Genomic DNA, 25,420 nt, shown 5'->3' with positions numbered 1-25,420 from the left:
TGCTAAGTTGGAATACATACTGAAATATCTAAAATGGCTGTTATGTGTCTTGACAGTTAGTATGCCATTTATCGTCTTGCACTGTGATAACCTTCGGGCTAATAATTTAATCAACTTTATTAAAGAAAAGAGGATAGAATTTGGTGGCTGGCTTAATGCGGGGGCAACTTTTAACCCCAGTCAAATTGATGGATATAATGGTCCTGTTGTTTTTAATGATCAAGCCAACAAGTTTCAGCTCAATCAATTTAATGTGTTTATGCAGCGTCCTGTGGTGTCCACGGGAGAGTCATGGGATGTTGGCGGGCGCTTCGACTTCCTGTTTGGTACAGACGCCATTTTCACTCAGGCTTTTGGTGTGCCGCCATTTGATGTCAATACCGGCGAACCATTAAGTAGAAGTAATTGGGATCTGGATTTGTGCTGTTCTTCTACACGTACCTACGGGATTGCACTTCCACAGGCCTACCTGGAGACTTATGCACCCATTGGAAATGGGATCAATATCAAGCTAGGCCACTTCTATACTCCAACAGGCTTTGAAACAGTTCCAGCACCCAATAACTTTTTTTATTCACGTGCTTATACTTTGAATATCGGGGAACCTTTTACCCACACAGGTTTTCTGGTTAACTATAATCTTAATGAGAATTGGTTAATCATGGGAGGCGGGATTACTGGCAGCGCGATGGGTGGATGGGATGGTGGGTGGGATAAAGAATTAGGTAACTGGGGAGGGATTGGTGGTTTTACCTGGACCAGCGACAATCACGCTACGACATTTCATCTTTCTGGTACTTATAGTGAAACTTCCACGCACAGCAGCGAGCTATGGGGCTTTTATAACATTGTGTTGCAGCATAAAATTACTCCTAAAACACTGCTTGTTCTCCATCATGTATATGGGCATGCTGGCGGGGTCTTGCTGAATAATTTGAAATATACCAATGTCGTTAAAGATGCAGAATGGTATAGCTTTATCATGCATCTGTACTATGATTTAACTGATAATTTATCAGTAGGTATTCGTGGCGAATGGTATCGTGATGCTGATGGTTTTCGTAATCCATCACCTTTCCGAGTAGCGGCTGCCACCAATATTGTTGATGGAAGAGTAGCCAGTTTTGCTGGCGATATTAACAGTGTAACGGTCACGCCTGCCGATTATTATGCAGTTACTATTGGAATGAACTGGAAAGCAGCTAAGGCGCTAAAACTTAAATGGGACGCATTAAGAAAACTCAATATCCGCCCTAATATACGCTATGATAGGGTTGATGCTTATAAAGCGCCTGCTTATAGACCGTTTGCTGGCAATAAGGATCAAATTTTATTTTCACTTGATTTTTTGTTGCCTTTTTAACGAGGCTTTCTTTAATGTAAATCTTATCTGGCTTTGTCTGCTTCACCTTGTTGTATTATTTATACTGTCTGCGGTTCGCCTTCATCTCATGTTTGATTTGGAAATAAAATAAAAAACTATGAAGCAAGCTACGGACGTTGCTCATCTGTTGATTACACAGCTTGCTCAATTTCTAATTTCTATAATGATTCTTCAGATTTTTCAGGAGATTTAGCTTTAAGGGGGGATGATACTCCCTCTTTTAATTGAATCGGAATTGTGTTTCTCTCTGCGTCAGTATAATTGAACGCTTTTTGCTCTTTTGCCGTTTTGCTATGAGTGGCGGCTTCTTTTAGGTTTTCTTTTACTGATTGCTCATAATAGCGTATGTTAGCCTTGGCATGAGATCTGAGATCTAACCCCTTCCTGCCATAGTATTGGCTATGATCTTCATATTCCTGAAGTAGTTTCTTTTGCTTTTCTAATTTCGTTTGCATCTCTTTAGCTATATTTTCATGATATTTTGCTAAAGACTCGTGATTGCTATGGTCTATGGTAAGACGGTGAGTATTATGGATTTCGTTATTTTGAACACTTCCTACAGGATTCATTTGTGCGCAGGCAGACAAAATCATAAACATCAGCCCGGACAACAAAAAAGATATTCTCTTCATGATGCTACCTCCATTAAACAACTTAAATTCCACTCCTTTCTACCTTTAAAAGTTTCTATTTAACTATTTTATTGAAAAGCTGAGAATAACCATATTATGAATACGTTCTTGACAGGAAACATATTGCTAATTAATTTGCCAGTTCCACCAGTTAGGCGTGATGTGCTGTGTCATCACCTGGAATCAAACATAAATAAAATTACTAATAATAAGGTTATTATTTTTAATATATTAGCCCTATTCCATTATTCAATCTTGGGTAAATCTAACTTCTTAAGTTAAATAATATCTACTAAGCAGGTAAAAAATAAGTATTAGTAGATGAACTGTATTGTTGATGATATGGATACAGTGAACGGTTAGAGATAGATATTAAATTAAATGTATGATAGAAATATGACAGACTAAAATATCGCGGTAATAAAGCAATATCGGAAGCCGTCAAAGGTCATTGATTTATTTGACCTAATTCTTTCCACGAGTGATTAGATGGTTCGTTGCGCAATTTTTCTGGCCAAGATGAAATAGAAGAGAGGGTAGATGAAAAAATGGGTTATTGCTGCGATATTAGTTGGTGTGTTGATAGCATGAGGGAATATGGCTGCACCGCGGGAAGAGATTTGTTGTTGCATTGCAGATTCCATGGCTTATCATCCCTGCCACTGCTCAAAAGATTGTTGCAGTAGACCAATCTGAGAAGTTTCCTGCTGGTTTAGAAACGCTTTTTCTGGAGCTTGCCGGCATATGATGATGCCGTCTTCCTGGATGATGGGTAACTGCGCTAGTTACCGCATGATGGAAAAATCTGGAAAGTAGATTTGGCTGGCATTGCCGCTGAAACTCTAGTCGATGTACCGTTAATGGCCTGGGGTATTCATGAGGCTCCTGGCAATCTGTCCTATATCTATTTCTGTGCTTCCGGCTCTTATAAAAACAGACCGCCTGGTGAAGTGGCTGGTTTATATCGACTTGATATCAGCACGCATTCAATAGAGCTGCTTGTCTGAAAGTCTCGGATTCAAAAATTAATCTCCAGCAACCCGTCGTTTACGCTGATAGCGATGCAAATGCTTCTGAAATAGCGGGCGATGGCAGCGGCACTGCTATTCGTAAGATTGCTGTCTGTGACAATCTGGGAGTAAGTGAAGATGGTCGTCTTATCTACTTTCCGAGTCTTTCTCTTATGAGAATGCTTTAGCAGATGACGCAATTGATGAAGCCATTGCACTTGCTCCCAATGGCCGTTTATGGTGCTATGATACCTAGAGTGGTACGACCCGGTTTATTACTGAAGGTTTTCAATTTATCAATGGTATACCCTATGACCCGCCTCCAGGTCTTGCCTGTGAAGAGTCGGTAATTGTTACTCAAACATCGCTCTTCCGGATAACGGTTTTATATCAATGGCACTAAAGCGGGAAATTTCGCGGTCGTAATTGATACTCTTCCGGGAATGCGCGATGGAATGGATCGGGATGTAAAGGAGCGAATCTGGCTCTCAACGTTCACCGAAATAAGCCTATTGCTGACGTGGTTGCATGAGAATGCTTGGATCACCCCACTTTGATGCGTTTGCCAACTTCATTGCTATTGTCGCAACACGCGCCCTGGTGTTGCTGTATTGAGCCCAGATGGAAGCAAGCCATTATATTCGGCTCTCTATAAAGACCCTGAATTTTCCTCGATTGCATCTGCTGTACCTGTATCCAGCGGTACTTATTTGGAAAATGTCGCATTCAATAGTTCTGGCCGAGCGCAAAAGAAAGGAATTCAACGTTTGCAATGGCCGCCATAATTGCAATAAGCGTAATAAAAGTCAAATTTAGAAATACAGCTATTTCCGTAAAATATTCCGCTACTCAATTGACACCGTTATTCTGGAAAAAGTAGGTTAGAATAATTTCTTACTAACTACTCGGGAGGCTTTAATGAAGAATCCGAGCTCTTTTACTTTCACCATGATCCGCTGCGGAGTAATCATGTTTATCCTTGCGGCGCTCATTTCGTGTAAAGACTCCCAGACAGGAGATGGCCAGCCACCCGATCAGCAGGCTCGTAGCTGGGATGAGGAGCGCGCGCAACGAGAACAACAGCAAGCTACTTATATAAAAGATACGACCGTCAAGCGAATCGAGACTGACGGCGAAACCCGTGAATCCTGGTACAGCAATCAGTTAGGCTACGAATGGTTCAAAGCCTATCCGCTCGCTTTCAATGGCGTGCCTTATATACTGCTGCGCGCCATCATCGAAGTATACCCTGAAATATGGAAAGGTGAAGGTTCATTGGGTAATTTGGGGTTCGGCCCCCACCCGGACGATTATGATCCTGAATCAGGTAAGCTGCTTCCGCCAGAGCAGCGTCATCCTCTACCTTATGGCTTCTTTACTGTGCCAGATACCGATGTTCCGGAAGATGATCGGACTGATAATGTCTTTTTCTCATGCAGCGCATGCCATACCGGTAGGGTATACGTTAAAGACCGGGTGCGGCATTTTATAGGTGCATCCAATAGCGAAATCGATGCGCAAGCTTATGCAGGACTCCTATATCAGACCGGTAAAAAGCTCATCAAAGTTGATAGTCCTGATCCAAGCAAAATAAAGGTTGATTCTGATGAAGTTGCCAAAATTGCCGCATTTCTCAGGAACAAAGTTGAAGCTGATCCAGCCTGGTTTTATGGCGGCAAGACACCGGAGCAGCGGTCAGCCAATGCCGAGCGTGCCAGGATTCAGGTGGAACGTATATTAAGTCACATGGAAGATGCAGCCAAGATTCTGATTGGTTCGGCCAAAAAGACGGAATTGATGTATCTGGCGCTGGCTTCGAAGCTGATGTATACCGACAAAGATGGACAAAAAGCACCCGGTGTATTTGGCCCGCGTCCGGGGCGCATGGATGCGTTTGGTATTGCTGCGGGTTTGGTCGCCTTGCATACTAAACGAGACAGCTTCTTTGCGCGCTTACCGGATGATCACCCCTTCTTTGCCGACTTGGAAAACCTACCAAAGGAAGAGCGGATTAAACAAGCTGGCGAGCGATTATTTAAGACCGCTGCTGAATGGATGCCGCATGATCCAGGTGCTTCAGATATTAAGAGCTTGTGGTTTTCTCGTGACCATGGCTTTGCTAATTGGGACTCAAATCAGGCACCTGAGGCTCGGGTACTTGCATCGGGTGTTTCTTCGGTAGGTGATCCATCTAAGGTGAATGTTCGCATTCATGAAGCGATGAATCCATTTATCAATGATTTGCCACCCGCTCCTTATCCCTTTACAGTAGATCTTGATCTGGCCGGCAAAGGGAAACCACTTTTCGAGCAACAGTGCGCATCTGCGTGCCATTTTTCTCAGAATAAAAAGGTCTATAACGTGGGGACTGACATGAATCGAGCAATACAGATCACGCCAACAGCGCGTTTGGGGTTGCTTGAATTGACTCGTGAGGCTTGCGAGCTTTACGTGGAGAAAGGCGGCAGTGATTGGTGCCTGCCTAAGCGAGGTAGCCGTGCTGCTGATGATGAAGCGTATTTCATCACGCCACGCGGTGAGGAATCGGGCTATAAAGCTGATGTTCTCCACGGCACTTGGGCGCTGGCGCCTTATCTCCACAACGGTTCGGTACCAACTTTATGGCACATGTTCCGACCTGCTGAGCGGCCAATCAAGTTTATTCGCGGAAATATCAGGTATGACGAAGAAAAGGTTGGTTTTATCTGGGACAAAGCGCCTGCGCTCGATGAATATGGCCCTGGCGATGCCGTGCATTTTGCTGAACATGATACGACACTGCGCGGCAACTCGAATGCTGGTCATATCTATGGCAGTGAATGGACTGATGATCAGGTTCGTGCCGTTATCGAATACATGAAAACGTTATAAAGACAGGAGGCGCTATGGCCAAACCAAACGGTATGACGATAAAGGAACAGCTTTATGGTATGGCTTGCAGAATAATCAAGCTGATCAAAATTGCATTGGGAAAGAAGCAAGGAGCTTCATCGCATGGGGAAGGGGAGACACCAGATTCTCCACCTCTTCCCACCCAAAGGACAAGCTTTTTAAACGATATTGCAAAAGCTGAAGCAGGTTCGCCTGTACCTTCACCGCCCCCTGTTTTTCCCAGTCCAGATGATCCCAAGTATGTTGACGATCCTGATGCTTACACCAGAGATAAGCAGGCGGCGGAAGCAGCAGCTGCGGCTTTTACCGCAGCCGTGAAGGTACGTGGTGCCGCTGTCGCGCAAGTGATCTCCCAATGGTTAGCTACTATGCCCTATGCGATGTTCCACGAGCTGCTGGCACAACCAAGGGAGACGATGCCTATCTTCAAACCAGCGATTGGCCCTGTAGTGGTTATGCGTCATTCGGAAGTCATCCGTTGCCTGGAGCGCACCGATCTCTTTACTGTGGATCCATACGCAGCAGAAATGGCGCGGGCCACGGATGACGAAGCGAAGCATTCCGATGCTTACTCGCATTTTATGCTGGGTACTGACCGCGATGATCTTTACCGGCTGGATGACGTGATATTGCGGCGCGCAGTATCACGCACTGACAAAGATACGCTCTTACGCTTGACACGTGATGAAGCTGAACGCTGGATACGCCAGGCGCAAGCCGAGGGTGTAGGTGAAATTGATGTGGTTACCACGGTCGCTAAGTTTGTACCACTACGTATCGTAGGCGATTATCTGGGGGTCCACTATTATGATGCGGGCGCCCCGTCAGTGTTACCTGGACTGCAAGGAGGAGATTCTTTTCCCCTTGACGATAACCTGCAGAAAGTCTTTACCTTTACTAAAATAAAAGAAGGTAAAGTGCCTACCGCGGAGGATCTATTCAGCTGGGTGAAAGATGCTTTTCGAAATATCTTCAATAACTTTAATCAAGCTTATCCAAAATTTGCTGAATTCCGTGAGCGCGGCATTATTGCGACCGAATATCTTAGCGCCTACGTATTCGCTTTACTTCAACACTACAAAGCACACTTGCAGCAGGGGGAGACTGTACCAGATACCATGCTGACGAGACTGCTTTGCATGCAGCTTGAGCTGGAACGAGATGCCGATAAGCTGGAAAAGGAATTTGCCACGCTACTGGGTGCATCGCTACCAGCAGGTGAGTTAGCACGACGCCTGTCGGATTCAATGATCCGTTCTAATGTATTCGGTACGGTGGTCGGTGCGGTAGTGAACCCTCAAGAGGCGACTGCGCGTATTCTCGATTCCATGCTTTGTTTAAAGGAAGGTAAGTACGAAATGTTAAACGGCACCAGCTTTGAACAAGCATTACATTGGGCTGCAGTAAAACCGGATGAGGCAGATTATGCGCAAAGTCTGGAAGGACTGCGTAAATATGCTCTGGAAGCCTTACGTCTCAAGCCCCAAGGAGAGGTGTTATTGCGGATGTGCGTAAAAGACAATGATGTGCTCGCTGGCGTTCCTCTGCGTAAAGGAACACTCGTATTTGCCGCCTATGCTGCAGCCATGCTGGATACGGAAGTGATGCCGAATCCAACCGCCTTTGATATTACTCGTGATGAGCAGCTGCAGCCTTATTTGCAGGATCATGAGCGTGCCCGAGAAGCGCCTCAAAGCTTGGTTTACCTGCAGCACGGCTATGGACGGCATAAGTGTCTTGGCCGCTATGCTTCAGAGATCACCATGCAGGAATCACTGCGTGCAATGCTCAGACTCGGTTCGTTGGAGCGGCGTAGCGCACTGAAAATGGATGAGCAGAATTTATATGCGATAAGCCTTAAGATTGGTTTCTGATGATGGATTGGACGCTGGCCGCATCCAATCTGATTCTCTTTGCAGTTTTTGCGGTATTAAGTTTTGTTCTCGCATAACGAGTGCAAGGTATCTTCCTGTCTCCTGGAGCAGGCGTGGCTTCCAGCCGGATTTTTGCTGTGTGCTGCTCGTGTCATACTATGAGCATAACGGCCTAGAATCTGGAGCATGCAGGTGGTATAGCAGCCTGGTTTTCTCGTCAGGAATTCGGGATGAACCTTATGATACATAACGCTGTGTCCAGCAAGGTGAATTCCGGGTAAAGATCAGGGCTATACTGAGGTATTTCCCATCATAGATTAAGTATCTTTTCCTTTCAGCATTGGCGTCATCTTTTTGTTTACCAGACAATGTGTTCCATCATTAGGATCTTCTGCGCGCCGGGGCCGCTTGAGACGGCATTCTCTTGGATCCGCAGGATTTTTTACCCCATAGAATGCATTAATGATGGCTTGTTCTTGCTCAGGTTTGAATGCATTGGTCTGGCCGAACATCACATATTGGAAAACCTGTGGCTGTGTTTTGGTTACAAAAGTAAAATGAGTCGAATGGGGTAACTTATTTAATGCGCAACTCTCATAAGCTTCTACTCGTGTAAATTTTTTGTTACCAGGAGTGTTCATCCCGCGGAGTGCATAAGTGTAACACTGCCTTGGTAATGCCATTTGGCAGTAGTAGTGCAGGGTAATATCTGCCCAATGCGTTGGTTTGGTCATTAGACAATCTGTCATGGTTTTACGGGTTTTAGGAGTAGAATTGGGAGTTCCGGGTGGTCCACTTCCAAAAGTATCCGAGCTCGTCTTCATAGCAGCTAGTATGGCTAATCCTGGAAGATCCAGATTGGCTGCTGGTGCGTTCGGCCGATAATCGGTGTAGGGAAAATTGGGATTATTGATCGTATGGGCAACTAGATCATCCAGCTCGTCCTGTGATGGAACAGATCTCCAGTCTTCGACTGTGCTGACTTGAGGAGCCGGGGTACTGAGCTCTAATTGCTTCAAAGTAACATTATCAAGCTTGCCAGTCTCCGGCAGTCCAGATTGTCGCTGAAATGCTTTGATTGCAGCACTGGTACGCGGTCCGAGAATGCCGTCTGCCGTACCGGGAGCGAAACCCAGTTGTGCAAGTTTTATTTGAGCTTGCTGGGTAACCTGGCTGAATTCCGCAGCTTGAGTAACGGGAGAGAGCACCATTGCAATACTTACTATCAGACTAATAATCAACGAATATCGTATGTTAATCATCTGTTCGTCCTTCTGTAAATGTTTATTGTTATTCAGGGCACTACTGAAAGCTTCTAAAAATTTGCAACCAAGCTCAAGCTCTTTTTGTTTCAACCATTTGTGGTAATGGCGCTTCGGAACTCGTAGGTTAGTTTAGTAAACTCCCTACTCAAGCTTTGATAGTTCATTAGACTATCGAGATTTACTGATAAAAAAAATACGTGCAAACACGTATGGGTAATTTCTATTGAATACGATCAATAAGCCATTAACTGAGGCCCCGACTACGTAATATGCGAAAGCAAAGTTGTATTTAGGCGCTGGAACAAAATAATTCTTCCAAGGGCTAGTGGATTAATAAAGTAAAGGTTTTCAGGTCTATTGCGAGCTGGACAGTATATAGTATCCGTCTGAATCTTGGCTTCTTCAGTAATGAAACTCTTTTCTAAAATCGCTTCATCTTAAGGAGTGCAGGTTCCTTTTATTCCATTTCTATTTCATAAGTAAATTTATAACCCAGGGCCATGCAACGAGTGATTGAACACATTCATGATCTTTTTCTATGTCCCGCATTGCTGCTTCCAGGTGATTTAAGTGCATCCAGGCTGTCGAATACACGGTAGTAGAATGATTTCCCTCGTATCTCATCCCAAAAATTCTCAACAGGATAGAGGTCTGATAAGCTGCTTCAATTATTCACTTATGAAGTAGAAATGGAATTACAGCTTTTATATTATGTCGAACCCATGTTAGGTAGTTAAAACTTCATCTGGTCGGATCAATAAATGCATGGCCCAAATCCAGATGTTGATAATCGAGTGTAATATGAAATTAGGATTTGAGAATGTGGATTCTTTCTTAAGAAGGAGAAGAGATGATAAAAAATCCAACTAACATTAATATCAAATCATGTATTCAATTATATTTAATTTTTTCTGTTTTTCTCATTATCAATGGCTGTGCACAAAATGATGCCTATCGAATCAATTTTGCCCCTTGCACATTTAACCAACCGGGGGATTGTTCACAGAACGCCTTACAGTATTATGCACCCAGCCAAGCAGCAGAATATCGCTTGGGATTTGTTGAATTTGATGATCAGGGTCAATTACGTCAACGTGAACAAATGGAAGCAGTGCTCGACAATTATTTTACCGTTGCAGCAAAAGATGATGTGCTGCTCATTCTGTTTATCCATGGGTGGCATCATAGTGCCAGACCCGGGGATGATAATATTCATGAATTTCGAAAATTGCTGGAAAAAATTGCTCGTATCGAAAATACTAGTGCTAATCTTAATAGCCATGCTCCTCGAAAGATATTGGGCTTGTATGTAGGGTGGCGTGGGGAATCAATTGAGATCCCAATTCTCAATAAAATAACATTTTGGGAGCGCAAAAATACAGCTCATGAGATTGGTTTGGAGGGCGTCACCGAGCTATTGTTGAAAATGGAAGAAATTACTAATATTAAAATGGGGATAGCATCTACTGAAGAACCTAAAACCCGCAATAATCGTCTCATTGTCATTGGCCACAGCTTTGGTGGTACAGTACTGTATACTGCATTGCAACAAATTATGGCTGATCGTTTTATTGATAGTCGCCCGAACAAAACCTATAGCGATGATGCCAAGGGTTTTGGTGACCTGGTGATACTGATGAACCCGGCATTTGAAGCAATACGTTTTGCCACGCTTTATGACATCTCGCAACAAGATTGCCGCAACTATTTCCCCAGTCAGTTACCACGCATGGTGATTCTGACTTCAGAAAAAGATTATGCAACTCGTTTTGCTTTTCCGCTTGGCCGTTCTTTCTCAACTATATTTGAAACCCATACAACATCTAAGCGGCATCACTGTACTGCGAATGGACCAAAAGAAATATTTATTAAGCAAGGCGAAGCAGACCGAAATGCAATTGGTCATTTTAAACCCTATCACACTCACGAGTTGGTTCCTGCTACAACAAAGCAATTACGTAGCGATGATGCCAAGTATAGCCATCTGAAAAACATTTGGTCAAAACAAATCAATGAAGGCACTTTGCATTTTGAAGATGTAGATTTGATCCATCTGGGAAATACGAAACCATTGAACCCGTATCTCAATATATATGTCGATGGCAAACTGATACCAGATCACATTAAAATCTGGGGCGATAGCATAAGTGATTTTATTCGTGACCTGATTGTGCTTTCTTCCTTGCCTGTGCAAAATGGAAAGCATTAAATGATGATGTTGTTGTGGATTAATTTCTTCGGGTTCGTTTCCCCGCTATTGGGGCGAAAAGTACTCGTCTATACCAATATTTTGCGCAAGCAAGAAAAAATATTACGGTGCTGATATACATACCATCAGGTATTTGCAGCGAAATATCGGTAGGCTATTTGATAATGCTGTGGACAAGATGCTACAAGGTATTTGTCTTGAGCTGGAAAATCATTATCAGCTGAAATTTCTGGAGATAAAACAGATAAAGATCATGTGCATTTTCTAGAGCAATTGATTTCCACCTACAGCGGTACAAAGCTGGTACTGCTGATTAAGAGCATCAGGGCGCGGGAGATATTACGCTTGTGTTCTCATGTGAAAATAATCGCCCCGGGTTTACAGGAGACTCTATTTCTTGAGAGGATAGCGAAGTAATCGGCTCGATGCTGCGAATCGTGCGGAAAAAACACAAAGTGGCTAGATTATGGCAAAGTGGAATGTAGCGCTGCAAAAGACCGATAGAGCAATAGTGCATATTGCCCGTAGAGTAGCGTGGTCATGTCATGGGTGACATCATCGGCATTGGTGAATCGGCTCGGCGAAATAACCATAGAGACGATATCCCGTTTGAGAGAGTGAGCAAGACAATGTGCCCAATGCAGCGCCACATTTCACCATGAATGATGGAGCAAACCATGACCGGGCAAATCTTGGGCCGCCCTGACCATCACCCACCCCAACGCAGCTGGCATCGACATTGGCAGCGCCTCTCACTTTGTTGCTGTGTCAGCCGACCGGGATGATGAACCGATACGGGAGTTTCCGAGCTTCACACGGATGACCTTAATGCCTTGGCCGACTGGCTCGACGCCTGCGACGTAGATCGGTTGCCATGGAGTCTACTGGTGTATACTGGATTCCTTTGTTCGAGTTGCTGGAGTCGTGCGGCTTCACCGTGCTGTTAGTCAACGCACGCCACGTCAAGCACGTCTCGGGCTGTAAATCCGATATGCTCGACTGCCAATGGCTGCAACAACTCATGACCTATGGCTTGCTTCGTGGCGCATTTGACGCTCTGGCTGTCCAGGCAACCTGCCGTCGACTGCTTGCGTCATCCATATTTTTCTCGCAAGCAAGAACACAACAAATGATGAAGACGTCCCCATGTCCCGTTATAGGACCAGTGGTAAAAATAGTAATAAACCGAGTTCCAGACCAGAAATTCACGAGGCAATTGTCGCTATTGGCGACCTGTTTTTAGAACATACTAAATTGCATTTACTACCTGACGCATACTCAAATCTCGTGGTCTCCCCACGGCTGATACTGGTGGTTTCAAATAACGCAGCTCCGTCATTTAAGTTGCTCGGATAACGTTTCTTTCGTTTTTTTGTTGATTCATGATATTGTCTGCTAATAGCAAAAAGACGTTACATTAACCTAGAGCTCACAATTTCCAAATAGCTTCTGAGGAAATAGGATCGGCCAGCTATGACAGAAATATTCATTTGTTACCGCCGAGATGATAGTGCAGCATACGCTGGTCGATTGTATGACCAGTTGGCGGAATATTTTGGTCATGATCATGTATTTATGGATATCGATCATATTGAGCCAGGTGAAGATTTCGTTGAGGTTATTCAAAAGAAATTGACTTCTGCACAGGTAGCCATCATCTTGATTGGCAAGCACTGGCTTAATATTACTGATGCGACTGGACAAGAACGTCTGGATAACCCAGATGATTTCGTGCGTCTCGAAATCGGAACAATTTTGGAAAGAAAGATACATGCCATCCCAGTTTTAGTTGGTGATGCAGTGATGCCTAAGTCATCACAACTTCCTGAAGTGCTTGCTTCATTAGTACGACGCAATGCTTATGAAATCAGTGATACGCGTTTTCATGATGATGTTAATAAACTGATCCACGCGCTGGAAAAAGTATTGCCTGACCTGACACCAATTAATTTCACCAAACCAACTCATGCACACGGCCCGGACGATACTCAAACCTTAAAAGATCAACTAAGTAAGAAAAAGCCGCGTAAAGTCAAAATTATCATTGGCGTGTTAATAATAATCTTAATAGGAGGTCTGACGCTGACCGACCAAATATCCTTAAAGAAAATTATGGGAAGTCTGCTGCTGAATGAACAAAAAACAAGAGAGAAAACGGATGTAGCATCTTCTGAGTTGGCCAAAACTGATAAGATAACCGAATTGACAGAAGATTCTACTATCTCTGAATTAATGGAAGCCGCTGAGCAGGGAGATGCCGAGGCGCAAAACATCCTTGGCTTAATGTATGCCAGTGGTAGGGGTGTAGCCAAAAATGAAGCTAAAGCCGTAGAGTGGTATCGGAAAGCGGCTGAGCAAGGAAATGCTACTGCACAAAACAGTCTCGGTGTAATGTATGAAGAGGGAAGGGGAGTTGTCCAGGATGATACCATAGCTATGGAATGGTATCGGAAGGCAGCTGAGCAAGGCGATGCTTGGGCACAGACCTATATTGGCTTGATGTATGAAAAAGGGAAGGGAGTTACCCCGGATGAAGTCAAAGCTGTGGAGTGGTATCGAAAAGCGGCTGAGCAAGGATATGCCACTGCGCAATACAACCTCGGCTTGATGTATGAAAATGGTAGAGGTGTTACTAAAGATGAAATTAAAGCCGTGGAGTGGTATCTAAAAGCAGCTATACAAGGGCATAACGAAGCACGCAATGCTTTACAAAAATAATAACTAACAAGGTAAAAAAGTACTTAATTAACAGAAAAAAATCATAAAAGTTTAAATTGAAAAGTCACAATTGTTACAAAATTGAACATGTCATTTTTTTTCAGGCTATGTCATCAAACTGTGAATAAGCCAACTGATTCTTACACATGATTAGAAGAGCAACCCAGATGGGAGGCTAGGCACTCCCCAATTCAGAATCACCTAATGAAGCAGTCTATATATTTCGAATTTCCCATGTAGGGATTTGCTCATTCGATACAGTGACCAATGTTATCTGACAATAAATAATTAAAATTCAATACGTCCACCAAAAGCTACACGATGACTTGAAAGATCCTGATAACCAAGTATCGTGCCATATTGGGTAAATACAGAAATACCATGCGACAAAGTCGCAACCAAACTCGCACCAACTGTAAAATAATCACGATCGGGGCTTTGCGCTACGACACTAAATGTATTATCAGGGCTGGTGCTATTTATGTAGCGAGCCTGAATGATATGTTGATCATCCGAAAACTCGTGATTCCAGGCTCCATGGACTTGCGGTTGAAAGACGCCCCAAGAGGTACTAAAAGCATGACTTAGTCTTAAACCAACAGTGGTAGGCAAAGAGCTAATGTGTTGCTTGTTAAAATGCATAGCCCAGGCAGCATTACTTTCATTAAATGAATCAATTATTAATTCTTGATAATTAGCCCGTGCAAATGGCTCAATTGAGGTAGCGCCGATACTATACTGATAACCAATTCCTCCTCCAAATGAATACTGTAAAGCATCTGGTTTACCTGTAATTTGTATACTAGCCAGAGACGGATTACCTGCCGTATTTAGCGTATCATATTGAATACTTCTAAAAAGTTCGTAATTAACACCACCATAAGAGGCAATACCATCAACATAAAAGCCGCTATCGTGCGTATACATAGAAAAAATCGAACCAGTATACGAGTCAGATTTTACAGTACTTGCTGAATTAACAACGTTTGCATTAGTGCCCATATAACTAAATGCAGCACCAACTACGATATTATTATTAATACGATAATCTGCGCCCAGGTCTCCTCCCCAGTTATTAAAGCTAAATCCTAATTGATTAGTTGAAGTATCAACATTACCGCCGGTGTAATTGCCATTACCCCAAATCCCCAAGCGACTGATGTCAGCAATACCTGCAGAGCCACCGCTTTGCGTTGGTCTAAAATCAAAGGAGAAAAGCCCCGGATTGTGTTGTGATCGGTTAGCGAATCGAATGGCATGAGGATTACGCATTTGTGCGCGTAATAACATCATGCGCGAAATAATAGTTGCGTTAGCGGCGCCCAACATTCCTCGCATGGTACGTGTTGCTTGTACACTTGGGACAATTGCTTGTTCAGGTGCGATCTGAGTAATGGCATCATTTACAGGATTTTGGCTAGCATCAGTACCAACAACAAGTCTGATTTCATCAGCATTACCATTAACTTCTCTTAACAGTTCGGCACATCGATTGTTCAAGTTTTGCTGATTAAATCCTTCCTGTGAGCAAACATCGGCCATGGCGTTTGACATGCTTTCTTGTGTTTTATTAACAAGCCTTACATCATCAGCTTTTACCAAGCCTGTCAAACATATAAAACAAACCAGGAAAATCCATGGAAAAAACATAAAAAGCTCTTTTTGCATATCTGATTCTCCTTTATTTTATTGAAAATTACTTTTTACATTTAAACGTTCTCCGTGTTCTCAGTAAGGACTTATAATGATGATTACCTGGGGTAGAAAAAAAACTCTCCAGCACCATGCCCTGCATGGCGGATCGGAGCATATTCAGGTACTTGCTGAAAATCATATTCTTTAGCAGCATCTGCAAACACTCCTGAAATTTTACGATAGAGAGCTTGCGATTCCATTATGTCATTATTTTTTGTTAGAGTCGCAATAAATGCTTTGGCAAAAACGGAATGATTTCCACCACCTCCATCTAGCACAGGCTCTAAGCCCCCTGATGATAAGGCTAAGCGAGATCTGGCGTTTAGTAAGGACTTTATCCAGTGTGCTCGTTTTTCGGTTGTCATGTTGCCTTCAAGTCGAGCGACGGAACTACGTGTAAGTGAACCGGAATAGCATGAATCGGCAACTACTAAAACATGCCTCGCTTCAATAATTTTTAACTGATCTGTAACATTCTCTACTGATATCCAGTTAGCTGAACTGTCAGGTTCAGCATCAACTGGTAGCCAGTGCCCTCTGTCATTCACTTTGTCCAATATTCCATGGCCAGCGTAATAGACTAATAAGTTATCTTTTTCTGTCAGTATCTTACGATAGTCGTTTAATGCTTTTAGAATATCGTAACGGTTTGCATTGAGTAACACTTTTGTTTCAAACCCATATTTACTCTTCAATATTTTTGCAATCGATTCTACGTCGTTAATTGCCGTAGCAAGGTGAGGTAATTTGGAGTAGGTATTGTTCCCAATCAATAGTGAGTAGTATTTTCCGAACAATGAATGTGGCAATACACTCTTCAGCGAAGATTCTGAACTTGATTCAAATGTCGAAGTTGCGACAGTTGATTGCATGTCAACTTTAGACTGCTCAATGGTAAACTTCATTTCAGTGCGTTTACTATTTTGATCAACCGCAACAATTTCAATAGGTGTAGTTACTGATACTAGGGGCACGTTTACCTTAAATACACCACTTTTATCCACTGCTTCTTCTTTGTCGTTCACAACTAGAGAAACTAATCCAGCAGGAGCAGTCACCTTGCCGATGATCGTTCGTTTAGCCAATCCTGAACGGGTGTTGATTGATAATGTGCCGCTATGAAGAATCAGTGGCGGCTCGATAATTTCAATTTGTGGTCCAGTTAATCGACTCAGTTTGTTTGTTGCGACCTCTGGCAGAGTTTTTTCTTTTTTCTCGCGTGTAATACGTTCCTGCAGAATCTTAATTTGTTCGTTTTTCTCGTTCAAGATTCTCTGTTTTTCATGACTCTGTTTAATCAGCGTTGCTCGTTCTTTGTTTAACTTGTCTAGTGTCTGCTTCTGGGATTGAAAGGCAAGCTCAAGATCGTTCAATGCCTTACTTAAATTTTCCACTTCGGTGTTATCTTGTGCTGTGGTTGCATTTTTTCTTTTTATATTGAGTTCTTCCTGTAATACTTTTAGTTTTTCTTCTCGTTTTTTCAAATGATCGTTTTTCTCGCTGAGAGCATTTTGCGATGAAGATAGCTGAATCTGGGTTTGTTGTAACTCGGACTCTAACTGAGCAGAAGTTACTTTACTTTGTTCAAGTTCAGTGCGTAATGCGGTTAGTTCGCGATTTGTTTCGATGGTAAGTCGTTCAGTGCCCTCTTTGAGAACATTCAGATTTTTGCTCTGCTCTTGAGCTTCATTTTCCAATTTGTCGATGATTCTTTGGCTAAGCTCCAGTTCAGCTTCTTTTTGTTTTAATGCCTGCTCGAACTTTACTATTTCACTTGACTTGATTTTATTGGGAGTTGTATCTAGATCAATTTGTTGTAATTTCTGCTGTAATTCTTCACGTATTTGGTCAGCAGCTTTTTGTTCTCTTAACAAATCCTGTTTGCGCTGTTTTAATTGTTCACGGGTAATATTAAGCTGCTGACGGGTATCCGACAGCCTTTCTTTAAGTGCAGCTGATTCTTGCTGATGATGAGCTGACTCGATTTTATACTGTGATACTTGCTGGCGTAGCTTATCAATTTCAGCATTGGAGGCTTCAACACTAGCTGAAAAAGCGATATCAGTGTTTTCTAATCCTGATGCCTTGCGATACCAGTTCAAAGCCATAATTGGATCCTGTACAACACCTAAGCCTTTTTCATAAAGATAGCCCAGATTAGTTTGAGCTTGTGGATTTCCCTGCTCTGCAGCTTTTCGATACCAAACAGCAGCCATAGCATAATCAGGAGCAATACCTAAACCTTTCTCATAAATTTCACCCACATAGGTTTGTGCTTCTGCATCACCCTCAGATGCTTTAGGGAGCCAAATTTTTAAGGCGGTTGCATAGTTCGCACGATCAAATGCCGCATATTCACCACCTCGTATTTCGCAATCAGCAGCTGATGTACGCAGCGGCCGCCTAGCTGTCAGATAAGTCATACTAGTTCCCAGTTGTCTGAGTTGGCCAGGCAATAAACAATCAATAATTTGTAATTTATTAACATTTTCAGCATTAATTTCTGTTTCTGTATGAATAGATCTGCTGGAAGCACAGCTTATTAAAATATAAGCTGATAACAAGCTAAGGAGAAAACAGGCGCACTGTTGCGGCCAGCGTTGGCTGGCTTGGCTCGTGAAAATTACAATTGGTTTACCTTTTATTGTACGAGGCTCTAGCATAACTTATCAAAGTGCAAAGAATTAAAGACTTAAAAAATCCGGTAGAGATGGCTTACTCCTTGACTATAGATGTTAAAATCTTGATGTTGTTCAATAGAATTGATCAACCTAGTTAAGGCGTAATTTATTTTTACTCTAGAATGAGTAACAGGTTGATGGCGGCTAAGCCTTGCATGGCAATGGCAGGTTGATATGGGAGCAGGAAGAAATCCTCCACCAAAAGAAGAGAGCCGGCGCTTAAAGATGGAGAAAAAATGTTAAAAAGAGGGCGGGAATCCAAGTCAAAGAAACGAGATAAAATACTCGTTTATCGCCATACATAAAAAGATTTGACCTGTTGACCCGATGCGTCAACTCTTGAGTGTAACTTTTAATGATTTATATCGTTATCAGAATGAGAGCAGTAAAGCTTCCGTGATTCTGAGTATCAGAAGATGCTTCGATTGGCCAATCAATAACCGGTGTTTGAAAATGTATTAAACAGACAGTTTTCAATCAGCTAACAAAACCAAGCTTATGCCGCTGATATTACCTGCGTATGAGTCCAAGAAAGATGGTGGTTTTTGCTTTATGATGGCAATAAAAGTATCGTAATTATTCAAATACTATATAACGGCTTTTCAAGCCCATCAGTTACAACATATAGCGTCTTGATCAACATAAAGCAAAGCTATTCATCTACTACATAGACTTTGCTGTCACCAAAGCATACTATATTTTGTATTTTTGCCTAGAAAAACACCGTTAAATTCCATATCTAATGGCTGAATACTTACAAAGTAATTATTAAATCATAATGCAATGTATCGCCAATTTCTTAAATATATTCAGGGAATTGCTAATCATTTTTGGTATCTCTATTTTGCTTTACTGCTAACTGCTTGCGCAACACCCTCAGAGTTGATTCATAAGCAGGCAATTTCGCATGATTTTATGAGTCAACAATTAATTAGCAAACAATTTATTCTAATTTCGTATTTTAATAAACCTTTTTGCATTGAAAATAAAATACATATTTACATCCCAGATGATGGTGCACCATGGAGTACACGTAATAGTATCGCTTTAGATCCAAACTCACGTTACTCATTGCTTCTAGATTTAATGGCGCTCGATGATACAGCCTCACAATATCTTGGGCGTCCCTGTTACCATGGACAGCATCAGAGTGAAGCTTGTCATTCCTTATACTGGACATATTGGAGGTATTCAGCATCTGTAGTCGATATTATGAGTTCTGCCCTGCGTCAGCAACTTGCTGAGCATCCTGATTGTAAGGTAACGTTAATTGGCTATAGCGGAGGAGGAACTCTAGCAATGTTAATTGCTCCGCGCTTGCAACATGTAAAAGCAGTGATTACTATTGCGGGCAATCTAGATATCGATGCTTGGAGTAAATTACATACATATAGCCCATTAGAAGGTTCTCTTAACCCCGCCTCATTAGAACCACTTCCTTCTCATATCAGGCAATTGCATTTACTGGGCAATGCTGATAGCAATATACCACCGACAATTGTCAAGCTTGCTTTACAGCGTCAGCCTGAGCCACAGATTTTGTACCTTGAGAACTTTACTCACCAGTGCTGCTGGAAAACAATTTGGTCTTCTGTTTTAAAATTTATCGATCAGATGGATAGTACCACTCAGTAATGAAAGGTTTTTTTAAAAACAGATTTTTAAACTGAAGATATATTTATTTTCAAAGGCTTACTAGACAATTTCTCGTTCTGCAGGAATAATCAGTTATTCATAGGTTCTGTAAACAGCAATGAAGGAGGAAGTCAGGATGGCTTTGGAGTTCATCGTGGTGCAGTATCCAGAAAAGCGGGAAGTGTTCATTGATGGGCAACTGTGTGGTCTGACGGATGCTACCTTGTACATACAAACGGGAACACATCGGTTTCATTTGGGTGAGCCAAAAAACTATCATCCGAGCGAAATCGTGCAAACCATCTGGAATACGAATCCATTAGAGCCTGCAGTCATCGTGTTTGAGAAGGAGGTGAGCACATGAAATCAGTTCTTCGCCTTTGTGTTGGTCTTCTGCTCGTTGTTGGCCTTTTCGCCTGTGCTACTTTTCCCGAAAACCCAAAACTTGAAAAGCATGATCCTGCACAAGGATACCGATTCGATAACTTGCGTCCAGATGCGAAGAATACAGATAGTCTGTTTGTCATTCTGACCTTCTCGGGCGGTGGTACCCGTGCTGCTGCTTTTTCCTATGGCGTGATGGAGGTGCTGCGCGATACCGAAATTATATGGGCTAACCAAAAGAAACGCCTACTCGATGAGGTCGACATCATTTCCTCCGTATCCGGTGGTAGCTTTACCTCAGCCTACTATGCATTACATGGCGACGGACTGTTTGACGGTAGCTTCGAGCGTAAGTTTCTCAACAAAGATATTGAGCATGATTTGTTTATGCAAACCCTGTGGCCGATTCACTGGCTGAAGCTCGCTGGTTGGAGTTACGGAAGGAGCGATCTGGCTGCCGAATACTATGATACATCGATTTTTCATGGCGCAACCTATGCTGATCTTATCAAGAAGAACACGCGGCCGTTCGTCATCTTGAATGCGAGTAATATGAGTATTGGAGAACCGTTTGCTTTCATTCAGGATCAATTCGATCTGATTTGCTCCGACCTGACTAAATTACCTATTGCTCGTGCTGTGGCATCGTCGTCTGCTTTTCCGGGCATATTGACCCCCTTGACGTACCGGAACTTTGCTGGTACATGTGATTATCAGGAACCGCAATGGGTCGAGCTCGCTAGTCAAGATCACCGCATTGCTCCAGAACGGGCGAAGATAGCTGAACGTCAGCGAAGCTATTACTCGAATAACGCATGGGAAGTAGAAAAACGCTACGTGCATCTCATTGATGGAGGTGTGTCTGATAATATTGGATTACGCGGGATTTTATTTGCACTTCAGAGCGGCGACTCGCCCTATAGTCTGCAAAAACGTATTAACAGACAGGAGATTCAAAAACTGCTTATCATCGTTGTCAATGCAGCAACTGATCCCGAGACAAATCGCGATACCAAAGCAAAAGTACCGGGGTTGGTTGATACGCTGATGACGGCAGCAACTATCCCATTAGATAGATATTCGTTTGACACGGTGGAAAGGGCGCGTGCCATCGCAAAGGAATACAATGATGCAGTACGCACCCGCAAAGCATGTGAAAGCATTCTTCAAAACACTTGCCCAGAAGCAAAGCTCCCAGGAAAAGATCTCTACGCCGTGGATATATATGTCAGCCACATCTCATTAGATCTTATTGAAGATCCAAAAACCAGATTTTATTTTAAAAATCTGTCAACTACATTCAAGCTTCCTGTCGACACGGTTAAGGCATTGCGAAGTACAGCTGCTGAGCTATTACAGAATGATCCTGAGTTCAATAGGTTAAGAGAGCAATTGAAATAAGTCCATGTGTGAAATATACGTAGGAATACCAGAGCAGGTAATAGGTGTTTCCGTCAGCCCCACAGCCACAGGTTGATGGAAACACATTGGTATGTGTACGCTCAAACTCTCGCAAGTTCTCCAACAGCAACAGAAGCTAAACGGCCAGCTAGAATGATTACCAAATGATCGCAACGAGCATGTCTGAGAGACTCCTGCACAACTTACCCGTTAGCCAAATAAAGAACTAAAATGGTGCAACCCGAATATTGCACGAGCATCGAAAATAGGAGCAAATTTGCCAGAAATTCATTTTCTAAGTGGATACATCGGATTTTTATTCAGAATTTGTTGCGATGGAATGGGCTTTTTTGTGTATTTGAATGTGAAATAAGAGCCTAGAGTTTAGAGTAAACCATCTCCCACAGTTGGAATTTTTTCCAACTTGAATAATGTAATGCGCTTGATCTTTTTTTGTTGTATTACATGTTGTTGCTTTATTTGCATCCTGAGTTCCAGTTTTTATTCCAATCTGGTGGCATGAATTTTTTACATTTTGCATTCCACCATGAGGGAATAGCGACATGTCTTATAATATTGACCATTTCAGCCGATGCTTTTTCTATCAAGGCCGCTAAAAAAGCAACTTCTTCTTCACGGGAAAGATCCTGGCACCGTCGTCCACCACGGGTGGGCTTGGCTGTATCACGTATGCCGCCATTGCGGATAAGACGCCTTCGAAGCTGGCACACCCAGCCTATTGAAGTACCTATTGCGGTAGCTGTCTGCTCTATTGATAAGCCAAACTCCAAAAGCAGCACTACAGTCTGCGCCTGTTCCAGCTGCTCTTTCACTCGCTATACGCGCCATCACAGCACTTCCTTTCATAAGAGGCATCTATTATTTTACTTATGAAATAGAAGTGGAATTAGATCTTGCTGTCCTTTACTCTTCTACGTATTTGCACGTATTTATTTACTTCCTATTTTAGGATATTTTCCTAATAATTATAAAGATTTATATAGAGTCATTGATTTTTATTAACATTCATGTGCTTGTAGGAGAGCTCCTAATGAGCCAGAGAGATTGCTATTATGATCGCGAAAAAAAACCTTGTAATCCTCCATCAACCGGATTCGCGCCAAATAATGCATTATGCATCGCCTCGGCTTCGAATCTGGTGTATGAAGAGTATGATTCGATGCGGGCAGCAGATTTGATAAAGTGGGAATTTGATCAATTCGAGACTATTAGTGCCTCAAAGAAACGGTTTATCGATACCCAGGCATTTGTTCGCGCTGATTCTCATATTTTAATAATTACATTTTGCGGTACGGAGCCTGTTGACCTAAAAGATTGGCCAACTGATGCACAGTTCGATCTAATTGTTGGACCGAGAAAAATGCTAAGAATATGGTATGCCCCAGTTTTCTATGAAGTGCTGGATGCGGTTTGGCTGCAGTTGGAAGCCTCAATTACAGAACTGCGTACCCATCATAAACCCGTAATCAAGCAATCTGGGTCACCAGCTAAAGCCTAGATGGAATTTTGGCGACGCTGGCTGCGGCTCGTCTGAGTCTAGGAGAAGGAGTCAAGAACCAGCAATTCGACGTCTAAGGGTATATACATTTGGTCAACTGGGGGGAGGGTTAGAATTTGCAGAGATTAAAAAGATAGAGAGATCAAGGCGCTGAACATTCATGCTGAATTCTAAGGTTAAAGTGGATAAATACTAGCGTAATCAGACCAATGTTGAGATTGGCAAGCGATTAGACATTCTATTCAAACTGATTCAATGGTGTGAGGTAAGCAGTATGAAGTGAGAAGTTGGTAGCTGCACTGAACAAAATTAAATATTGCATTAACCCGAAGTAGAAAAAGATTTCGGATCTGCGTCTAGCTTTCCCGACTTAGGATGGAGAATGCACAGAAAGATATTTCAATAGGGATCTGTCTATCTGTTCTGATATGACAAATAATTTCTCAATAAAAACTTAACCAGATCATAAATGAAAAAATAGGGGTGAAGCTATGGATGAATTTTTTTTTCAGATAGTTTTTCGGCTTATAAATAGATTCCCCTGGATAAGTAGCATTGCCTCGCGCATAACTTGGCTGCGGCGGTTTGTGAGCGATAAATTTATCAATTGGCAGGCTTATGCTACGAATCCTCGTCCTAGACCGTTTTCCATGGCTGCACCGTATACAACATGGCAATCACTGACGGACAGAACATTTACCGGACGGCATCTGCCAGAAGCAGAAGGGTTACAGAATCTTCCGAGTCTGGAGAGAGTTATTAACCTATGGAAAAGAAAAGAAAATAAAGAAATTCCGTCGGTTGATACCAGCATATTATTTTCTTTCTTTGCCCAATGGTTCACGGATAGTTTTCTGAGGACTGATTTTCGCGATCGTCGAAAAAATACCTCAAATCACGAAATTGATCTTTGCCAGATTTATGGCTTGCGTGAAGAAACTACCCATTTGTTGCGGCTAAAAAAAGATGGAAAGTTGAAATATCAAGTCATCGATGGAGAAATATTTCTTCCCTACCTTTTTAAAATTGAAGAAACGACCACGGGTAATTGGGTGTTCGCTAGTGAAGAGTTTGAGAAATTGCATTCACGCTATATTTTGGAATATGTCTTTAACAATGTTCCTGAAGAGCGACTAAAACGCATGTTTGCCACTGGATTGGAACATGGCAATTCGTCGATTGGTTATACCATCATGAATACCATCATGCTGCGCGAACACAATCGCATTTGTGACTTGCTAAAAGCAGCCTTCCCAAATTGGGATGATGAACGCTTATTCCAGACAACCCGTAACATCATGATTGTGCTACTGATCAATGTTGTGTTACGGGATTACGTTTCGCACTTTACACAGTTTAATTTCACTCTTGATCCCACACCAGGTATGGCGGAAAGACAGCGCTGGTACCGTACTAACTGGATCTCCTTGGAATTTAATCTCCTTTACCGTTGGCACCCAATGGTACCGGAGCACTACCTGGTCGGTAATGAAGCATACGAGCTTGATGAATTTCGTAACAATACACCTTTAGTTTTGCAATATGGCATTGGGCCATTAATAACAGCTGCTTCGAGGCAAAGAGCCGGTCGTGTTGGTCTTTACAATACCCATCGTTTCTTTTTCCATCCACTGCCTATTGGCGATGATAATCGAAGCATCATGGAGCGCACTGTTGAGATGGCTCGTCAGGCTAAACTACGATCATTCAACGATTATCGCGAAACATTTAGCATGCCGCGCTTGAGAAGTTTTGAAGAATTAACGGAAGATGCTGAACTGCAGCGAGAACTGAAGGAACTCTATAATGACCAGATCGATGATCTGGAATGGCTTGTGGGTATCTTTGCTGAAGATCATGATGAAGGTTTTAGTCTTGGTCGTCTTATGGTACGTATGGTTGGTTACGATGCATTTACCCATGCCTTGACCAATCCATTGGTATCGACCTACGTGTTCAATGAAAAAACATTTACCAAAATTGGGCAATCGATCATCGAAGAAACAAATTCGCTTGCAGACATTGTTAAACGTAACGTGAAGGATAGCGACACGGTCGTTGCAAGCTTCAGAACATCCACTGTGCCATCAGAGAGCTAATTGATTTTTAACTTAAATGTGG

General features: G+C 42.6%; 17 protein-coding genes and 2 pseudogenes. 13 read left to right on the top strand and 6 right to left on the bottom strand.

What is annotated here, in order from left to right; genetic code table 11:
- Nucleotides 1-61 precede the first annotated feature (61 nt).
- The gene (locus AAW31_RS14630) at nucleotides 62-1,363 is read left to right on the top strand and encodes a porin (RefSeq protein WP_046850794.1); all 1,302 of its coding nucleotides are present in this window, start codon (nucleotides 62-64) and stop codon (nucleotides 1,361-1,363) included.
- A 179-nt stretch (nucleotides 1,364-1,542) separates the two neighbouring features.
- Here the strand turns inward: AAW31_RS14630 and AAW31_RS14625 are convergent, their stop codons facing one another.
- Complete coding sequence (locus AAW31_RS14625) at nucleotides 1,543-2,016, bottom strand: hypothetical protein (protein ID WP_052752286.1); 474 nt, start codon at nucleotides 2,014-2,016, stop codon at nucleotides 1,543-1,545.
- Between the two features lie 818 nt (nucleotides 2,017-2,834).
- On the opposite strand from AAW31_RS14625, the gene AAW31_RS14620 reads away from it, so the two are divergent.
- The 3 genes from AAW31_RS14620 (at nucleotide 2,835) to AAW31_RS14610 (ending at nucleotide 7,792) form a co-directional block, all read left to right on the top strand.
- Entirely contained in the window at nucleotides 2,835-3,023 is a 189-nt protein-coding gene (locus tag AAW31_RS14620; protein ID WP_046850793.1) for a hypothetical protein, read from the top strand.
- 921 nt (nucleotides 3,024-3,944) lie between these two features.
- Entirely contained in the window at nucleotides 3,945-5,897 is a 1,953-nt protein-coding gene (locus AAW31_RS14615) for a c-type cytochrome (protein ID WP_046850792.1), read from the top strand.
- 14 nt (nucleotides 5,898-5,911) lie between these two features.
- Complete coding sequence (locus tag AAW31_RS14610) at nucleotides 5,912-7,792, top strand: cytochrome P450 (protein WP_046850791.1); 1,881 nt, start codon at nucleotides 5,912-5,914, stop codon at nucleotides 7,790-7,792.
- A gap of 56 nt (nucleotides 7,793-7,848) precedes the next feature.
- On the opposite strand, the gene AAW31_RS20940 is transcribed toward AAW31_RS14610, so the two are convergent.
- Together AAW31_RS20940 and AAW31_RS14605 are read right to left on the bottom strand one after the other, a co-directional pair.
- Nucleotides 7,849-8,040, bottom strand: coding sequence for a hypothetical protein (locus tag AAW31_RS20940; RefSeq protein WP_144412984.1), 192 nt, complete (start codon nucleotides 8,038-8,040; stop codon nucleotides 7,849-7,851).
- 69 nt (nucleotides 8,041-8,109) lie between these two features.
- Nucleotides 8,110-9,054 carry a peptidoglycan-binding domain-containing protein gene (locus tag AAW31_RS14605; RefSeq protein WP_144412983.1) on the bottom strand — a complete coding sequence of 315 codons (945 nt, stop codon included), beginning with the start codon at nucleotides 9,052-9,054 and terminating at the stop codon, nucleotides 8,110-8,112.
- Between the two features lie 853 nt (nucleotides 9,055-9,907).
- Between AAW31_RS14605 and AAW31_RS14600 the strand changes: the two genes are divergently transcribed.
- The 4 genes and pseudogenes from AAW31_RS14600 to AAW31_RS19185 all read left to right on the top strand — a co-directional run bounded on the left by AAW31_RS14600 (nucleotide 9,908) and on the right by AAW31_RS19185 (nucleotide 13,984).
- Nucleotides 9,908-11,266 carry a hypothetical protein gene (locus tag AAW31_RS14600; protein WP_046850789.1) on the top strand — a complete coding sequence of 453 codons (1,359 nt, stop codon included), beginning with the start codon at nucleotides 9,908-9,910 and terminating at the stop codon, nucleotides 11,264-11,266.
- A gap of 120 nt (nucleotides 11,267-11,386) precedes the next feature.
- Nucleotides 11,387-11,629: pseudogene (locus tag AAW31_RS22900) on the top strand (transposase); the annotation flags it as partial.
- Nucleotides 11,630-12,004: 375 nt separating this feature from the next.
- Nucleotides 12,005-12,317 (top strand): annotated as a pseudogene (locus AAW31_RS20935) (IS110 family transposase); the annotation flags it as partial.
- A 422-nt stretch (nucleotides 12,318-12,739) separates the two neighbouring features.
- On the top strand, nucleotides 12,740-13,984 hold the full coding sequence (locus AAW31_RS19185) for a toll/interleukin-1 receptor domain-containing protein (RefSeq protein WP_052752285.1): 1,245 nt from the start codon (nucleotides 12,740-12,742) through the stop codon (nucleotides 13,982-13,984).
- A 288-nt stretch (nucleotides 13,985-14,272) separates the two neighbouring features.
- Here AAW31_RS19185 and AAW31_RS14585 read toward each other — a convergent pair whose 3' ends face one another.
- Together AAW31_RS14585 and AAW31_RS14580 are read right to left on the bottom strand one after the other, a co-directional pair.
- Nucleotides 14,273-15,652, bottom strand: coding sequence for an autotransporter outer membrane beta-barrel domain-containing protein (locus tag AAW31_RS14585; RefSeq protein WP_046850788.1), 1,380 nt, complete (start codon nucleotides 15,650-15,652; stop codon nucleotides 14,273-14,275).
- 83 nt (nucleotides 15,653-15,735) lie between these two features.
- Nucleotides 15,736-18,342, bottom strand: a complete 2,607-nt coding sequence (locus AAW31_RS14580; RefSeq protein ID WP_052752284.1) for a caspase family protein — start codon at nucleotides 18,340-18,342, stop codon at nucleotides 15,736-15,738.
- Between the two features lie 801 nt (nucleotides 18,343-19,143).
- Here AAW31_RS14580 and AAW31_RS14575 point away from each other — a divergent pair.
- From AAW31_RS14575 to AAW31_RS14565, 3 genes are all read left to right on the top strand, one after another.
- A complete protein-coding gene (locus AAW31_RS14575) occupies nucleotides 19,144-19,995 on the top strand; it encodes a lipase family protein (protein ID WP_052752283.1) in 852 nt (283 codons plus the stop codon).
- A gap of 136 nt (nucleotides 19,996-20,131) precedes the next feature.
- Nucleotides 20,132-20,359, top strand: coding sequence for a hypothetical protein (locus AAW31_RS14570; protein ID WP_046850787.1), 228 nt, complete (start codon nucleotides 20,132-20,134; stop codon nucleotides 20,357-20,359).
- Nucleotides 20,356-21,780: a patatin-like phospholipase family protein gene (locus tag AAW31_RS14565; protein WP_046850786.1), complete on the top strand. Its 1,425-nt coding sequence runs from the start codon at nucleotides 20,356-20,358 to the stop codon at nucleotides 21,778-21,780. Before AAW31_RS14570 ends, AAW31_RS14565 begins: the two co-directional genes overlap by 4 nt.
- Nucleotides 21,781-22,256: 476 nt before the next feature.
- Here AAW31_RS14565 and AAW31_RS14560 read toward each other — a convergent pair whose 3' ends face one another.
- Nucleotides 22,257-22,613 carry a COG3415 family protein gene (locus AAW31_RS14560; protein WP_046850785.1) on the bottom strand — a complete coding sequence of 119 codons (357 nt, stop codon included), beginning with the start codon at nucleotides 22,611-22,613 and terminating at the stop codon, nucleotides 22,257-22,259.
- Between the two features lie 218 nt (nucleotides 22,614-22,831).
- Between AAW31_RS14560 and AAW31_RS14555 the strand changes: the two genes are divergently transcribed.
- Together AAW31_RS14555 and AAW31_RS14550 are read left to right on the top strand one after the other, a co-directional pair.
- Complete coding sequence (locus tag AAW31_RS14555) at nucleotides 22,832-23,299, top strand: hypothetical protein (RefSeq protein ID WP_046850784.1); 468 nt, start codon at nucleotides 22,832-22,834, stop codon at nucleotides 23,297-23,299.
- Nucleotides 23,300-23,886: 587 nt separating this feature from the next.
- Nucleotides 23,887-25,398, top strand: coding sequence for a peroxidase family protein (locus AAW31_RS14550; protein WP_235264393.1), 1,512 nt, complete (start codon nucleotides 23,887-23,889; stop codon nucleotides 25,396-25,398).
- Nucleotides 25,399-25,420: the final 22 nt, after the last annotated feature.

Origin of the sequence: Nitrosomonas communis (assembly GCF_001007935.1) — a bacterium.
GTDB classification, from domain to species: Bacteria; Pseudomonadota; Gammaproteobacteria; order Burkholderiales; family Nitrosomonadaceae; genus Nitrosomonas; species Nitrosomonas communis.
This window is presented reverse-complemented; position numbering and strand designations above follow the sequence as displayed.

What these genes read in the sequence shown, in the direction of transcription:
- AAW31_RS14630 (WP_046850794.1), top strand. Translation starts at nt 62, where the DNA reads ATGCCATTTATCGTCTTGCACTGTGATAACCTTCGGGCTAATAATTTA.
- AAW31_RS14625 (WP_052752286.1), bottom strand. Translation starts at nt 2,016, where the DNA reads ATGAAGAGAATATCTTTTTTGTTGTCCGGGCTGATGTTTATGATTTTG.
- AAW31_RS14615 (WP_046850792.1), top strand. Translation starts at nt 3,945, where the DNA reads ATGAAGAATCCGAGCTCTTTTACTTTCACCATGATCCGCTGCGGAGTA.
- AAW31_RS14610 (WP_046850791.1), top strand. Translation starts at nt 5,912, where the DNA reads ATGGCCAAACCAAACGGTATGACGATAAAGGAACAGCTTTATGGTATG.
- AAW31_RS20940 (WP_144412984.1), bottom strand. Translation starts at nt 8,040, where the DNA reads ATGTATCATAAGGTTCATCCCGAATTCCTGACGAGAAAACCAGGCTGC.
- AAW31_RS14605 (WP_144412983.1), bottom strand. Translation starts at nt 9,054, where the DNA reads ATGATTAACATACGATATTCGTTGATTATTAGTCTGATAGTAAGTATT.
- AAW31_RS14600 (WP_046850789.1), top strand. Translation starts at nt 9,908, where the DNA reads ATGATAAAAAATCCAACTAACATTAATATCAAATCATGTATTCAATTA.
- AAW31_RS19185 (WP_052752285.1), top strand. Translation starts at nt 12,740, where the DNA reads ATGACAGAAATATTCATTTGTTACCGCCGAGATGATAGTGCAGCATAC.
- AAW31_RS14585 (WP_046850788.1), bottom strand. Translation starts at nt 15,652, where the DNA reads ATGCAAAAAGAGCTTTTTATGTTTTTTCCATGGATTTTCCTGGTTTGT.
- AAW31_RS14580 (WP_052752284.1), bottom strand. Translation starts at nt 18,342, where the DNA reads ATGCTAGAGCCTCGTACAATAAAAGGTAAACCAATTGTAATTTTCACG.
- AAW31_RS14575 (WP_052752283.1), top strand. Translation starts at nt 19,144, where the DNA reads ATGTATCGCCAATTTCTTAAATATATTCAGGGAATTGCTAATCATTTT.
- AAW31_RS14570 (WP_046850787.1), top strand. Translation starts at nt 20,132, where the DNA reads ATGGCTTTGGAGTTCATCGTGGTGCAGTATCCAGAAAAGCGGGAAGTG.
- AAW31_RS14565 (WP_046850786.1), top strand. Translation starts at nt 20,356, where the DNA reads ATGAAATCAGTTCTTCGCCTTTGTGTTGGTCTTCTGCTCGTTGTTGGC.
- AAW31_RS14555 (WP_046850784.1), top strand. Translation starts at nt 22,832, where the DNA reads ATGAGCCAGAGAGATTGCTATTATGATCGCGAAAAAAAACCTTGTAAT.